Consider the following 14,493-nt stretch of genomic DNA (forward strand, 5'->3'; position numbering starts at 1 on the left):
ATCCCGGATTACGGCGGTGAGCGCCTTATCCGGGCTGCGGTTCTCGTCACCAGCGGCATTTGTAGCCCGGGCAAGGCGCATCGCGCCGCCCCCGGGGGAAGGCCGCAGGATGCTGAAGAATATCCCGGAGGCGATGCTGCGCATCTGTCCGGGCTACCGAACATACGAACCCGTAGCCCCAGTGAGCATAGTGCGACCGGGGGAGTTATCGGTAAAAAACAGATAAAACATCACAACAACAAGACAGAAAAGGAAAATAGTATGCACGATCGGCGACTCGCCGCCCGCGCGGGTGAACTTAAGCCCTCCGCCGTCCGCGAACTCCTCAAGCACAGTAAACTGCCCGGCGTGATCTCCCTGGGCGGCGGCATTCCGGCTCCGGAGCTTTTTGATACCGAAGGCCTGAACCTGGCGGTGCAGCAGGTGATGAACGGGCGCTTTAACGATGCGTTCCAGTACGGTTTGACCGAAGGTTATCCGCCGCTGCGTCAGGCCGTCAGCGAACTGTGTCAGGCGCGCGGCGTGGACTGCCCGGCAAGCCACGTTTATATCACTTCCGGTTCGCAGCAGTCGCTGGATATCGTCGCCCGCACGCTCCTCGATCCGGGCGATGCGATTGTCGTTGAGCGCCCGACCTATCTGGCGGCGCTGCAGGTCTTCCAGCTGGCGCAGGCCAATATTCTCAGCGTGGATACCGATGATGACGGCATGCTGGTGGAACAGCTGGCCGATCTGCTGGAAACCACGCGCGTGAAAGCCGTTTACCTGGTGCCGACGTTTGGCAACCCAGGCGGGAAGACCCTCAGCGAAGCGCGCCGTCGTCGCCTGGTTGAGCTGGCGAAAAAGCACGACTTCGTGATCATTGAAGACGATCCGTACGGTGAAATCAGCTTCACCGATGAAGTGCGCCGTCCGCTGTATCAGCACGCGGTTGAACTGGGCTGTGTCGATCAGGTGGTGTATACCTCCACCTTCTCCAAGATCCTCGCGCCGGGGATGCGTATTGGCTGGATCGTGATGCCGGACTGGCTGGCGCAGCAGACGGTGATCGTCAAGCAGGCGGCGGATCTGCACACCAACATGCTATCGCAGGTCATCACTGCGGAATACCTGAGCATGAACCGTCTGGAAAAGCAGATTGCCCTGATCCGCGAAGATTACCGCAAGAAGTGCGTGGCGCTGGCCGACGCGCTGGAATCGCAGCTTGGCGAGCATCTGGAGTTCAGCCGTCCTAAAGGCGGTATGTTCCTGTGGGCTCGCTTCCGCTATCCGTTCGATACCATGGAATGGATGAAGAAAACGCTGGAAAACGGCGTGGTCTACGTGCCTGGGGAAGCGTTCTATAACGACAACCCGGATACCCGCACGCTGCGTCTCTCCTACTCTACGGTGTCGGCTGACGGTCTGATGACCGCCGTCGAGCGCCTGGCGAAATCGCTGTAATCGCCTTGCTTCGCGCCGCTGGTCGGCGCGGAGCGCTCTCCGCCCACGTTTCTTCTATTAATGGCCTGAATTCAGGCTAATCCTTGCCTGTCCGGCGAGCGCAATGAGGGGAGCTGAAGTTGAATGGCGTGAGCGGTTTTGGCATCGCCCGTCATCGCTGACGACGGGCGAGAGAAACGTAGTGCTGGGGTTCTGGCGGCTTATCGCCAGCCCGGGGTTTAATCCTGGTCGGCAATGCGATCGTCAAGCCAGATCAGCATCAATGAGGAGAGAAAAGCGACAGCGATGGTACCAATAGCTAACAACATAAGAAGCCTCAGGGGTTTTTATTATTTTTCTGCTTTTACCGATGAGCGATTGTTTCTGTCCGTAATGGTCACTTTTGTGGCTGATTGTGAGGTGGCGAGGGTGAAGAAATCGTCAGCATCAATATCGAAATTGAGAACGATTTCTCTGTATTTGCCACAGTTCATTAACTCTTTTGCTTCTTTCATACTACTGGCGGTAATAGTAGGCATCAGTTTCATCTCGTTTAAAAACTGAGAAGCAAAATAAGAGCTAGTCGCTACCAGATCAACTACTTTTTCTGGTAAAGGCAACCGCAGTCGTCATGAGGGCTGCGGCTGTCCATCACCTTGTGAAACATCATTTCTGTTTTACCTTTCCTTTCAGCGCTGCGTTTTACGCCGCGCGCCTGTTTAGCGTGAACGCTGTTTTTCGCTCATCAGCTGGCGGCAGCGCTGCTGATCCTGGCCGAGGCTTTTCTGCTCTTCCGGAGTGAGCTGCTGCCAGGTGTCCAGCATCCGCTGGCCCAGCGCGGGAACGTAATGGGCTTTATGCAGCGCATAATCTGAATTGCCGCCTTCAATGATATTTTCCATATCGCGGAGAAATGTCTGGCTATCCTGGTGGTCGATCACGCAGAAAACGGAGCGGTAGTACGCTTCGTCCTCTGCGGAGTAGCGCGGCGTGAACCACCAGATAAGCAGGGCGATAAGCGCGATAAGCGGGATAATAAAAGCGAGTTTCTTCAGCATGAGTGATTCAAAAAAGCAAATTGAAGAACCAGTGTAACCGCTGCAGGCACAGGATGTAAGCGCCGTCGCGGGCCGGCAGCCTGACTCCAGCCCGCTGCGGTGTCGGTCAATAGCCGACCCGATAGATCCGCCCGCTCTGAACGCCTTCCACGCTGCGACGGTAGGCCTGAGCCACGCTGGCGGCAGGGACGCTGGCAAAGCCGGGGAAGAAACCGTCGTAGACTGCCGCCGATTCCGTTAATACAGTGGGGCTAATCAGGTTAATACGGATCCCGCGCGGCAGTTCACAAGCGGCGGCGCGAACAAACCCCTCCAGCCCGGCGTTCACGGTGGTGGCATTGACGCCCTGAGCGATAGGCTCATGCGCCACGATCCCGCTAATCAGCGTAATCGAGCCGCCATCGTTAAGATAATGCTGGCCGGTCAGCGCCAGGCGAATCTGCCCCAGGAGCTTATCCTGTAAGCCCTGGTTGAAATCGCGATCGGTCATGGTCGCCAGCGGGCCAAAGAACAGATTACCGGTGGCGGAAACAATCGCGTCTACCTGACCGATTTTCTCAAACAGGCTCTGCACGCTCTGCTGTGAGGTGATATCAACCTGATAGTCGCCCTGAGTGCGGCCGACGCGAATAACTTCATGACGCTGATTTAATTCTTGCGCAACCGCGCGGCCAACGGTACCGCTGGCGCCAATAACGATGATTTTCATAGCAGGTTCCTCTCTCGGATGAGAGGCTATTCTTTAATAAAACAGATAGCGGATAAACTGGCTGAAAGTTAAATGATTACTAACCTGAGGTTTGTAATATGGATAAGCTACGGGCGATGGAGACCTTTATTGCGGTCGTGGAGTGCGGCAGCTTTACCGACGCCGCGGCGCGGCTCGAGATGTCGGCGGTGATGGTCGGGAGATATATCGCGCTGATCGAACGGCAGCTTAATACCCGTCTTCTTGAGCGCAATACCCGCCGCCAGAGCCTCACCGACGCCGGGCGGGTCTATTTTGACGAGGCGAAACGCGTCCTGGAGCAGGTTTCAATCGCCGAGAGCGCGGTGGAGAGGCTGCGGATCGCGCCCGCGGGCACGCTGCGGGTAAGCGCGCCGACGTCGTTTGGCGCCTGCGTCATTGCTCCGCTGACCGCCACGTTTCTGCAGGCATGGCCCGACGTGCGCGTGGAGCTGGATCTGACTAACCGGATGGTCGATCTGGTGGATGAGGGGTTCGATTTGGCGATCCGCATCGGCGAGATCCGCAATAGCGATCTGGTGGCAAAATATCTCGCGCCCTACCGGATGACGATCTGCGCCGCGCCCGGGTATTTAGCCCGCTACGGTACGCCGACGACGCCTGCTGACCTGGCCGATCACCTCTGTTTGTCGCATACGGTGTGGACCGCGCGCAATGAGTGGAAGCTGCCTGGCGCCGAGGAGGGCGTCCGCTGGAAGCGCGATGCCGTCCTGCGCTGCAATGACGGCTATGCCCTGCGAACGGCGGCGATCGCCGGGGCCGGACTGGTGTTGCAGCCGGAAGTCCTGCTGGCCGATGCGCTGGAGAGCGGTAAACTGGTGCGCGTGCTGGAGGCGTATACCCCGCAGCCGAGGCCGGTTCACCTGCTCTGGCGGCAGGATCTGCGGCCGCTGCCGAAGCTGACGCGCTTTGTTGAGCATCTTCTGCAGGGGCAACGCCAGAACGGGCGGACCGCTTAATTCTCTGCCGGGCGGCGGCCTGACGCTATGGGGGTCTTGTTGGCCCGGCAAGGCGTCAGGCACCGCCGGGCAATCTGCTTAGTCGCGCAGCGCGTGGCGCCAGTCGGCGATCAGATCCTGCGGATCTTCTATCCCTACCGACAGACGAATCAGCTGGGGAGTAATGCCGTTGGCTAAACGCTGCTCCAGCGGGATCGATGCGTGGGTCATGCTAAACGGCTGGCTCACCAGGCTTTCCACGCCGCCGAGGCTCTCTGCGAGCGTAAACAGCTTCAGCTTGCGTATGATCCGCTCGGCGTAGCCATCGTCGCCTTTGACCACCACGGAAATCATCCCGCCGGGAAGGGCCATCTGCCTGCGCGCCAGCTGATGATGCGGATGCGAGGCCAGCCACGGGAACCAGACCCTTTCGACCTGCGGCTGCTGCTCCAGCCACTCGGCAAGCAGCAGCGCATTGCTGCTGTGGCGCTCCATACGCAGCGCTAGGGTACGAATACCGCGCAGCGTCAGGAAACTGCTGAACGGATCGAGCACGCCGCCAACCGCGTTTTGTAGATAGCCCAGCTTTTCCGCCAGCGCGGCGTTGTCGCCGACCACCGCCAGTCCGGCGACGACATCTGAGTGGCCGTTAAGGTACTTGGTCGCCGAATGCACCACGATATCAAAGCCCAGCTCAAGCGGACGATGGATGGCCGGCGAGGCGAAGGTGTTGTCGGTAACGCTGATAATATTGTGCCGCCGCGCAATGGCGGCGATGGCGCTAAGGTCGGCCAGCTTAAGCAGCGGGTTGGTCGGCGTTTCAACCCAAATCATGCGCGTATCGGGTTGAATAGCCGCTTCGATGGCCGCCAGATCGTCGGGCTTCACCCAGCTCACCCGCAGGCCGGCGCTGCGGCGGCGAACGTTTTCAATCAGCCGGTATGTGCCGCCGTAAACATCGTCGACGGCGACCAGGTGGCTGTCTTTATCCAGCAGCTCCAGCACGGTTGAGATGGCCGCAAGGCCGGAAGCAAAGGCGTAGCCGCGCGTGCCGCTTTCCAGATCGGCAATCGCCGTCTCCAGCGCGTGGCGCGTCGGGTTGCCGCTGCGCGAATATTCGTACCCGGTATGCTGGCCCGGCGCGGGCTGGGCAAAGGTGGAGGTGGCATAAATAGGCGGCATCACCGCGCCGTGTTCATCGGTAAATGTGCCGCTATGTACGCTCAGGGTATGCAAATTTGTCATTGAGAAGTCCTTACTGTTCGAGTCGGTTACGCCAGGTGGTCAGCACATCGCTGCGGGTAATGAGGCCAAGAAAATGATCCTTGTCGGCGATAACGGCCACCAGGCCGCGATCGAAAATGGCCTTCAGCGCGCTTTCAGGCGCGTGCTTATCCAGGGTCTCCACGTTACGGGTCATCGCTTCCCTGACCGGCAGAGAAAAGCGCTGACTGTCACCCTGGACGTGGCTAATCAGATCCCATTCGTCGACGATGCCGACGACGCGGCCGTTTTCCAGCACCGGTAGTTGTGAGATGTCGTAGAGACGCATACGCGCGAGGATGGCCGCCAGGGTATCGTCCGGCGCGGCGGTAACGGTTGCCCCTTCGTCGTGGCGCAGAGCGATAAAATCGCTGAGATCGCCGCGCGAAGGGCGGCTTAAAAAGCCCTGCTGGCGCATCCAGTCATCGTTAAACATCTTTGATAAATATTTATTGCCGCTGTCGCAGGCGAAAGTCACCACGCGTTTAGGGGATGTCTGCGACCGGCAGTAGCGCAGGGCGGCGGTGAGCAGCGTTCCGGTAGAGGAGCCTGCCAGAATGCCTTCAACCTGCAGCAGCTGGCGGGCAGTGGCGAAAGCTTCGCTATCGGTGACGCGGTATGCGCTGCGGACGCTCTCAAGATGGGCCAGCGGCGGAATAAAGTCTTCGCCGATCCCTTCAACCAGCCAGGAGCCGGTTTCACCGTAGCGCCCGGTTTCGACCTGGTCCGCCAGAATGGAGCCCGCCGGATCGGCGAGGATAAATTCCGTTTTCGGGGAGTGTTCAGCAAACCAGGCCTGTAGCCCACCGAGGGTTCCGCCGGAGCCGACGCCGACGACAATCGCGTCGATATCGCCCTCCAGCTGCCGGAAGATTTCCGGGGCAGTGGTGGTGGCATGCGCCAGCGGGTTAGCCTCGTTATTAAACTGGTCGATATAAAAGGCGCCTGGCGTTTCGTCGGCAAGACGTCGGGCGTAGTCCTGATAGTAGGCGGGATGGCCTTTGTTAACGTCCGAGCGGGTAAGCTGTACCTGTGCTCCCAGCGCGCGCAGGTGGAAAATCTTCTCGCGGCTCATTTTGTCCGGCACCACCAGGATCAGGCGATAATTTTTCTGCGCGGCGATCAGCGCCAGCCCGAGGCCGGTATTGCCGGCGGTGGCTTCGATAATCGTGCCGCCGGGTTTTAATTTTCCTTCGCGCTCTGCCTGCGTAATCATGGATAGCGCGACGCGGTCTTTTATCGAGCCGCCGGGATTTTGATTTTCCAGTTTCAGAAACAGGCTGCAGGGGCCGGTATCCAGCTTATGAAGCTGCAGCAGGGGAGTATGACCAATCAGGTCGCTAACGGAATGAAAAACTGTCATAACATTTTGCCCATTCGTATCGAGATGATTTGAATGGTAGGGCTGCAAAATTGGCATTTTAAAGAACTTTTGTCTGCCGCTAAGAGCAAAAAGGAATATAAGATGCTTTTTAGCCGTCCGGAGGGAAAGGTTGTTAGCCGCCTGGGCGTGTCGATTTCCAGAATAGCGCGCTTTTGCCCGGTTTTTCGCCGAATTATCCGTTTTTACGCGCTGCTTTATCTCTATTTCGGAAAAGGATTGCCAAAAATATTCGATAGTTTCCAGCGGCAATTTTCAGGTGCCAGCGAAAATATCAGCGCCGGTATACCGGGACATTGTTCAACGGAACAAATTCAGATGGATGAATTATTCCTGATAAGACGCTCCTTCTCGTTTCAATAAAAAATATATATCAGGAACCCTTTTCCAAAAATATCCTGCCCTGCAGGTTAATCAGCCAGGAAATTGTCTGGTACGATCCAGTTAACAGAACAGGAACATAATTTATACCTGAAAGACATATACATGTAATGATTCAGTCGTAACCAGTTACAAGGAAGCTACTATGAATAAAAACGACATGAGTCCTTTACCTACCAATACCCATGAGTGGTTTTTTAATCGTAACAGCATCATCATTTTGCTCGATATTGTTCTGTTTATCGTTCTCTACAACACGCTACCCTATGAGCCGAAGGTGGTCATGGGACTGAGTATGCTCGCTTTTATCGCCGTATTATGGTTAACGGAAGCGCTGCACGTGACCGTTACGGCAATAATGGTTCCCGTTATGGCTGTGCTGTTGGGGGTATTTAATACCCAGGCGGCGCTAAACAGTTTCGCTAACTCTACGATATTCCTTTTCCTGGGCGGCTTTGCTCTGGCGGCGGCGATGCATGTGCAGGGGCTGGATAAAGTCATTGCCGATAAAGTATTAGCGATGGCGAGGGGCAAAATGAGCCTCGCGGTCTTTATGCTGTTTGGCGTGACGGCTCTGCTGTCAATGTGGATCAGTAATACGGCGACGGCCGCAATGATGATGCCGCTGGTATTGGGGATCCTGAGTAAAGTCGATGGCAAAAACAGCCATTCGACCTATGTGTTTGTGCTCCTGGGGATTGCCTATAGCGCCAGCATTGGCGGGATGGCGACGATCGTCGGCAGTCCACCGAATGCGATTGCCGCCGCCGAGGTGGGGCTCTCCTTCTTTGACTGGATGAAGTTCGGTTTCCCGGCAATGATCGTCTTACTGCCTGTCGCTATTGCGATTCTTTACCTCGTGTTCAGGCCGGAACTTAAGGGGACCTTTGAAACGAATACTGAGCAGGTCGATTGGGATAAAGGCAAAGTTGTCACCCTGGCTATTTTTGGCCTTACCGTATTCTTCTGGATTTTCAGCGGACCCATTAACGACCTGCTGGGCGGTTTTAAATCCTTTGATACCATTGTGCATTAGGCGCCATTATATTAGTCAATTTCGCCCGGGTGGTTCACTGGAAGGATATAGAAAAAACGGCTGACTGGGGCGTGCTGTTATTATTCGGCGGCGGTATCTGCTTAAGTAATGTGTTGAAAGAGACGGGCACCAGTCTGTTCCTGGCAAACCAGATTAGCGGGATGGTGGCTCATATGGGGATATTTATTATTATCCTGGTGATTGCAACATTCGTGGTGTTTCTGACCGAGTTTGCCAGTAATACGGCCAGCGCCGCTTTGCTTATTCCCGTATTTGCCTCAGTGGCCGAAGCGTTCGGCATGTCGCCTGTGATTCTGTCGGTATTGATTGCCATTGCGGCTTCATGCGCTTTTATGCTGCCCGTGGCGACGCCGCCAAACGCTATCGTTTTCGCCACCGGCCATATCAAGCAGCAGGAGATGATGCGCGCCGGCCTGTTTTTGAATATTGCCTGTATCGTCGTTTTGACCGGATTTAGCATGTTATTTTGGATGTAACTTAAACGCAGCGCGGCGGTCATTGCTGGCCGCCGTGTCGGGATTACTCTCTTTGAGCGACAGGCGGGGCGCGCTCTTGCAATCGGCGGCATCGCCAGTATAAAGCGATGCCGGGCATGATCTAGGGCAGCGTAAAAGTGACCGTTGCCGCCGCGCTCCATGCGCCTGATGAGGTCTGATTTAACGCTTTCCACTGTGCCGTCAACGACTGTGGCGTTTGCACGGTATGGGTATAGGTTGCCCCTGAACAGACATTGGTGTTGGTATTGTCGCGCATTATTCGAAAATCGATTTGCCCTGTTGTCGCGCAGGTCCAGGATTCAATAACGTTAAAGTTTTCTGATGCGCCAAACTTGCGGGTTAAATTGCCCTGCCCGGTTACGGTAAGCGGCTGTTCCATATAGGTGGTGCGCCACGCGGAGATAGTTCCGGTGTTGAATACCGTGCTGGGGAGAATTTCTATCGCAGCAATATTGCGTATATTAACGGCGATAGTATTGGTGATAGGTAAGGCCGGTGAATAACTGATCGTCGGGGCGTAGGCGGGTCGTTTGCCTGAAGGCACCAGTATAAAAGAATGGCTGATTGTCGATCCACTGGCCAAAGATGTAAGGGCGCCTTGCGTTACAGTGCAGTAAAGAAAGACACTTGGTGGCGTTGCGGCAGAAAGTGTAGCCTGCAGATTTGTATCGTAGGAGGATGATGATGGCATTGTCGTGAAAGTCTGACGTGGGTAAGTAAGCGTTGTTACACCGACATTTGCTGAATCTGGACGGGTCAAGGATCGAGTGCTTTGTGACCCATTATTATTAGATTTCAATTGAACGAAAGTACCAAACGAACTTATAACGTATGGTTCATTCCCCGAACCGAAAAAAGATTTACATGTGGCACCTTTGCCCATGCGTATATCGTAATTGACCTTAAAGGTGAAGCAGCCGTTTATGGTAAGAGATGCACCGCTGGCGGTTGCAGTACAGGTTCCCCTGGCATTAATTGAGGCGGCGGCAGCTGTGGCGACAGTGTTACTTGTCATGCTATAAGTATGCGATCCCCAGTAAATCAGCCCATTTTCTTGAACATAATTACCACTACCGATGGCGGGTGCCCAAAAAACTTTTTCACCGTCAGGGATTACCGACGCGCTGGCCGTAACGGTCTTTGGCGTCAGCGTGACGGTTATCGGATCGGTAGTATAAGCGCCGGTTACTGGATCAAACGATCCGCTTTTAACCTCGGGGGTGACGGTGAGTGCCGTTACGGTAGTAACGAACATAAAAACAAACCACTTCATTCTATTCTTCCTCGTAAGGCGTGCTATTTACTTCGCCCAAGGGCGCAGAATTATTGACAGACGCTCGTCGCGCTCCATAGACCGGATGCGCCAGAGGGTTTACGGGCGATATAATCAGCCTGACAGGTGGTTTCCTGCCCCTGACCGTTGCCCCACTGCACAAGCAGAGTTCCTTTTTGCGGTAAACCGCTCAGGAATACTTCCCCACCGTCACCGACAATAGAGGTGTTTCCCTCTGTTTTAAGCAGCGATACCACCGCCCCAAAGGGGATTGGTTTGCCGCCGGGCAGCGTTAACGTCATCAGGACGCGGTGGCCAATGGCCGTTTTATACTCTGCTCTGACGAGTGCCCCGCGGGTGGGGACAACTTTACTGGTCATATAGGTGATATCGGTATCGTCCCGCAGGGTCTTGCTATTCAGGCTAATATCATTGCGGCGGTACGGGGTCAGGTAAGGAACAACCGCATAGCCGCGGCTGTCCGTAGTGATGCCGCTATAGTTATTGATACCGACGCCTTCGGCATCCGGTGCTTTTACCAAGCCAATGGTTTCACCTAAGGGTTGTGACAGGGTGATACCATTTTCATGAACGACGAGCCCGCCGGCGATGCCGTACCCCAATTGCCGGGTATCACGGCTGTGGCTGTAAGAACCATTTACCGTTCCATAGCTTGTCTGCCAGTTGGCATTTGCTCCTACCAGTTGTTCGTTATGGCTGGAGTGAGTGGCGTTGATGCCCCAGTCAAGGCTGCCATCATCAAATGCCGAGCCGTTGAGCCTCAGGTTATGGCTGGTCCCGTTTCCACTCGTCCGGGTTGTGCCATAGGAGGCGTAAGTCTGGGGCAGAAACTTATCCAGAGGCACATTAATTTCAAAAGAGACAACATTATCCTGATCGGCATGGCCATACAGGCCGGTGTTGCGGTTCCAGGAGTAGTTCAAACTGATGCCAATGGCGTTGAAGTTTTTGTAGTACCCCAGGTTCGCCGACAGGCTGTTACGTTTGTTATGCCAGTAATCCTCACTGATCAAGGAGGCATTAAACGCGCCAAAATTGGCGCCAAGATCCTGATTCACCGACAGCTCAGCCCGGTTACGACGGCGGTCAGTAACATATGATGGAATGTTACTATCGCTTCTGTAGGTGCCGAGCGTCTCCTCCAGCGAGCGAAATCCGGAGGTTGAATAGCGATAACCGGCGATGGTGAAGTTTGTTCCCGTTTGCAGGAAATTTTTGCTATAGCGCACCCGTAGCGACTGACCCTGTTGCCTGCCCGTATCCGTCGGCGCTGACACCGAGTGGATGACATCGGCTGAAAAAGCGCCCCATGCGCCGATGTTCTTGCCCACGCCCAGAGCGTAAGACTGGTATTTGCTGCCTGCGTTTTGCACCCCACCGTACAGCGTAAAACCGAGCGGGAGACCATAAATACCGGTTCCCTGCACAAACAGATTTTTTTCCGTTTGCGGATCATAGGCGCGAAACTGACCGCCCGTTACGCTATAACGAAATTTCCCTTCGCGCTGCAGCACAGGCAAAGAGGCATAGGGGATAATCAAATGTTGTTCGCTTCCATCCGCTTCTTTAATCGTGACGTCAAGATCGCCTGCCCCGCCTGTAGAGGCGAGATCCGTTATTTCAAATGCTCCCGGCGCCACTTTGGTTTCATAAACCACGTATCCGTTCTGGCGTATGGTGACAAGGGCATTACTGCGGGCAATCCCCCGCACTACAGGCGCATAGTTGCGTACGCTGGAAGGCAGCATGTCATCATCTGAGGCTAGTTGAACACCGCGGAACGGTACGCTATCGAAGACATCAGAAGGGGCGGAACTGTCACCTAACGTCAGTTGGCTTCGCAAAGAGATAATATTCCGCTGAAGATAGCTGTAGACGTTGTCCCATTTACTTCCACTCTGATTACTATGCTCAAAGGTGGTGTAGTTGCGCAGACGCCACGGCCCGATGTTTATTCCCGGCCGCAGGTTGAGGTACGTACTTTTATAGGTATCAGCACCGTTATACTGGCTCTGATAACTGTTCATGCTGTAATTGAGTAACACGGCAGGAATCCCCTCATCCCAAAGCTCGACGGGCACTTCATCCTGACTGCGTGCCTTTAATGCCGCGTGGGGAATGCTCAGGTTTAGCCGCTGTCGGTTAAACTGAAAGTCAGTAAACGCGTCTGGAATAGCGTCCAGCTTAATGCATTCGCTGTTACTGTCCTGCAGCTCTGGAAACGGGGCGGTATTAATCCCCCACTGGGTGAGTTCCTCCAGGGTAACGCAGGGTTCCAGCTTGCCATCAGCAGTTTTCGAGAACATCACGTCACGGGCCTCGGCGGTCACCATCTCATTATTCACTGAGATATCGACCCGGTATTTTCCCGCAGGCTGACCATTGGCGACTTCAAAGACCGAGAGGTCGGTTGTACGCTCTGAAACACCATCCCGAACCTCAAGCAAGGCAGGATTAAAATACTCATCCGCAAAAGATTTATCAGGAACATTCAGAAGCGTAATGATAATCAAAAGGGATGTATATTTCGCAGTGAAATTTATCTGTCGCAAAATTCCATACCTGTTATACAAAAACATCGGTGAGAATTAATATGTGGCGTGAAACTCTTTGCCACTCGTTCCGTAGTCATTAATTATTTTCCAGTCAACACTATTGCTGGCCGCACCGGATGGAATAGTAATTAACAGCTCTGATTTGGGCGCTACATAGGTTTGTTCAGGGAGCACAGGCTTAAACATCTGACCTCCTACCTTGATCATCCCAAAGTTCATATAAAACGGCGTTGGGTTAGTAACCTGAATCTGATTACCTACTCTTTTCCAGCTAAGCAGGCTGGCGCTTTCTTCCGGTATACTCTTAATTGATGCGGGGCGGTAAATAAATTTCAGCCTTTTTTTAATCGCCAGCTGTAAAGTGTTTTCGCGCATGTCCTCTTTTTTAATTGACGGGATGCTTTTAATATTGAGCCAGAATAAAGATTCGCGATCATCCGGGAGTCGTTCGCCGCTGTAAATAGCGCGTAAGGTATTATCCTGCCCTGGTTCCAGGCGAAACAATGGTGGCGTGATCGTAAATGGAGCTTTAGATTTGTCATGCTCCCCCCGGTCTACCCAGGACTGAATAAGTACCGGAATCCCTTTGTTTGAGTTACTGACAGTAATGGAAGCCTCTTTTTCATTGCCGTTAAAAACCAGACGAGTGCCCCCGACAGAAACAGCTGCAACGCTGCTAGTGCTAACTGAGACTGAAGCCAAAAATAAAGATAAAAAAAGGAACGCTTTCATGAATACTCCACTAACGGGGGCGCTGGCACCCCCGCCATATTACATATTTACATATAAGAGATATTTACCTGGGCTACGGCGTTAGCCTGGCCCGCGGTGACAGCGGCTGAGGTACTGATATAATTAGCCGTAAAGTTGAGCTGCTGCGTAGCGGCAGATGTCAACGCAATACCAGAATCGGCGGAGTTAATATCGATATTGGTGCCGTCAGCCTTTTTGATATTAATCGATACACCGGTTGCGCCACCGCCGGTCAGTGCCAGGTCGCCTGCCGCATCCGCTGCGCCTGAAAAGGTAACCAGCGCGGCAGTCGGACCACCTGATGCCGGACAACCCGTTAAGTTAATGGAAAAAGGAACCGGGAGGGTCGTCGTTCCCACAGTCGGGAATTGCGCGATACCGAATGTGCCGAGCTGAACGTTTACAGTATTATTCGAGGTAGCTACGCTACAGGCTTCCTGAAGAATGGTTCCGCTGAAGTTAACGGTGGCATCTGCAGCCAGTGCCTGAGATGCAGACACAGATAACAGACCAAATGCAAACGCAACTGCTGATAATTTTTTCATACATCATTATCCTTAATATAAGCAACCGAAGTCATTCGGCGCATATTGCTATAAAGTTTCACAGAGCCATATCACATGAATGGCCTTGGGTAACAACATAACGATCCCGTTATTTCTATGCACCTGAAAACGTCTTATTAAGAATGTTTGATCGTTCATAATTTACGCCTGGAAAAATCCCTCTCCTGGCATATAAAAGTTGCAGCATGACTTTTTGCTGCCGGCTAAAAACGGCACAAAGCGTACTTATCAAAATGCTTAATAACATTACCTCTTCATTTATCTGGTTTTTTATTATCGAACCACAGGGGGGGCGGTTGAGGGCGGGCTTTATTACAGGTTAATGTCCTGGGTTTTATGTTGTAATTTTGTTTAAAAATCTCGCTTAATTTAAATAGATATTAACAAGGTGCCTTGCCTTGACTGTTTATTAATATTTCATAATACCTGTTGTTATTATTTTAATAGCGAGGGATGAAATCGATAATGTTATTTATAATCAATCGGTTGTGATGTTCTATTTTGGGGCTTTAAATGTATTTAAGAACCTTTAAGGTTTTTTAAGGGCATTTCATGTGGCAGCACGTGACAGTTTTTAGCA

The 14,493-nt window shown here is 53.5% G+C and carries 12 protein-coding genes and 1 pseudogene; 4 read left to right on the plus strand and 9 right to left on the minus strand.

From position 1 onward, the window contains the following. Nucleotides 1–261 precede the first annotated feature (261 nt). Nucleotides 262–1,443 (plus strand): aminotransferase-like domain-containing protein, encoded by a 1,182-nt coding sequence (locus KO1_RS13785; RefSeq protein ID WP_004105794.1) that lies wholly within the window; start codon nucleotides 262–264, stop codon nucleotides 1,441–1,443. 329 nt (nucleotides 1,444–1,772) lie between these two features. On the opposite strand, the gene KO1_RS13790 is transcribed toward KO1_RS13785, so the two are convergent. The 3 genes from KO1_RS13790 to KO1_RS13800 all read right to left on the minus strand — a co-directional run bounded on the left by KO1_RS13790 (nucleotide 1,773) and on the right by KO1_RS13800 (nucleotide 3,189). Further along, a complete protein-coding gene (locus KO1_RS13790) occupies nucleotides 1,773–1,961 on the minus strand; it encodes a hypothetical protein (RefSeq protein ID WP_004105789.1) in 189 nt (62 codons plus the stop codon). A gap of 180 nt (nucleotides 1,962–2,141) precedes the next feature. Further along, entirely contained in the window at nucleotides 2,142–2,480 is a 339-nt protein-coding gene (locus KO1_RS13795) for a hypothetical protein (protein ID WP_004105787.1), read from the minus strand. Nucleotides 2,481–2,586: 106 nt separating this feature from the next. Continuing rightward, on the minus strand, nucleotides 2,587–3,189 hold the full coding sequence (locus tag KO1_RS13800) for a short chain dehydrogenase (RefSeq protein ID WP_024274728.1): 603 nt from the start codon (nucleotides 3,187–3,189) through the stop codon (nucleotides 2,587–2,589). A 98-nt stretch (nucleotides 3,190–3,287) separates the two neighbouring features. Here KO1_RS13800 and KO1_RS13805 point away from each other — a divergent pair, with 98 nt between their 5' ends. Further along, the gene (locus KO1_RS13805; protein WP_004115604.1) at nucleotides 3,288–4,187 is read left to right on the plus strand and encodes a LysR substrate-binding domain-containing protein; all 900 of its coding nucleotides are present in this window, start codon (nucleotides 3,288–3,290) and stop codon (nucleotides 4,185–4,187) included. Nucleotides 4,188–4,265: 78 nt separating this feature from the next. Here the strand turns inward: KO1_RS13805 and KO1_RS13810 are convergent, their stop codons facing one another. Both KO1_RS13810 and KO1_RS13815 read right to left on the minus strand, forming a co-directional pair. Further along, nucleotides 4,266–5,411, minus strand: coding sequence for a trans-sulfuration enzyme family protein (locus tag KO1_RS13810; RefSeq protein ID WP_004115602.1), 1,146 nt, complete (start codon nucleotides 5,409–5,411; stop codon nucleotides 4,266–4,268). 10 nt (nucleotides 5,412–5,421) lie between these two features. Next, complete coding sequence (locus KO1_RS13815; RefSeq protein ID WP_032729238.1) at nucleotides 5,422–6,792, minus strand: pyridoxal-phosphate dependent enzyme; 1,371 nt, start codon at nucleotides 6,790–6,792, stop codon at nucleotides 5,422–5,424. A 33-nt stretch (nucleotides 6,793–6,825) separates the two neighbouring features. Between KO1_RS13815 and KO1_RS27265 the strand changes: the two genes are divergently transcribed. Then, nucleotides 6,826–7,173 carry a hypothetical protein gene (locus tag KO1_RS27265; protein WP_224226964.1) on the plus strand — a complete coding sequence of 116 codons (348 nt, stop codon included), beginning with the start codon at nucleotides 6,826–6,828 and terminating at the stop codon, nucleotides 7,171–7,173. Nucleotides 7,174–7,336: 163 nt separating this feature from the next. Continuing rightward, a pseudogene (locus tag KO1_RS13820) lies at nucleotides 7,337–8,724 on the plus strand (SLC13 family permease). Nucleotides 8,725–8,845: 121 nt separating this feature from the next. Here the strand turns inward: KO1_RS13820 and KO1_RS28570 are convergent. From KO1_RS28570 to KO1_RS13840, 4 genes are read right to left on the minus strand one after another with little or no spacing between them, the layout of a single operon-like run. Further along, entirely contained in the window at nucleotides 8,846–10,018 is a 1,173-nt protein-coding gene (locus tag KO1_RS28570) for a hypothetical protein (RefSeq protein ID WP_174545007.1), read from the minus strand. Between the two features lie 50 nt (nucleotides 10,019–10,068). Further along, nucleotides 10,069–12,618, minus strand: coding sequence for a fimbria/pilus outer membrane usher protein (locus KO1_RS13830; protein WP_224226863.1), 2,550 nt, complete (start codon nucleotides 12,616–12,618; stop codon nucleotides 10,069–10,071). Nucleotides 12,619–12,627: 9 nt separating this feature from the next. Further along, nucleotides 12,628–13,326, minus strand: a complete 699-nt coding sequence (locus KO1_RS13835) for a fimbrial biogenesis chaperone (protein WP_004105771.1) — start codon at nucleotides 13,324–13,326, stop codon at nucleotides 12,628–12,630. A gap of 47 nt (nucleotides 13,327–13,373) precedes the next feature. Next, nucleotides 13,374–13,892 carry a fimbrial protein gene (locus tag KO1_RS13840; protein WP_004105769.1) on the minus strand — a complete coding sequence of 173 codons (519 nt, stop codon included), beginning with the start codon at nucleotides 13,890–13,892 and terminating at the stop codon, nucleotides 13,374–13,376. Between the last annotated feature and the right edge of the window lie 601 nt (nucleotides 13,893–14,493).

The organism is Klebsiella oxytoca NBRC 105695, assembly GCF_001598695.1.
Lineage (GTDB): Bacteria > Pseudomonadota > Gammaproteobacteria > Enterobacterales > Enterobacteriaceae > Klebsiella > Klebsiella oxytoca.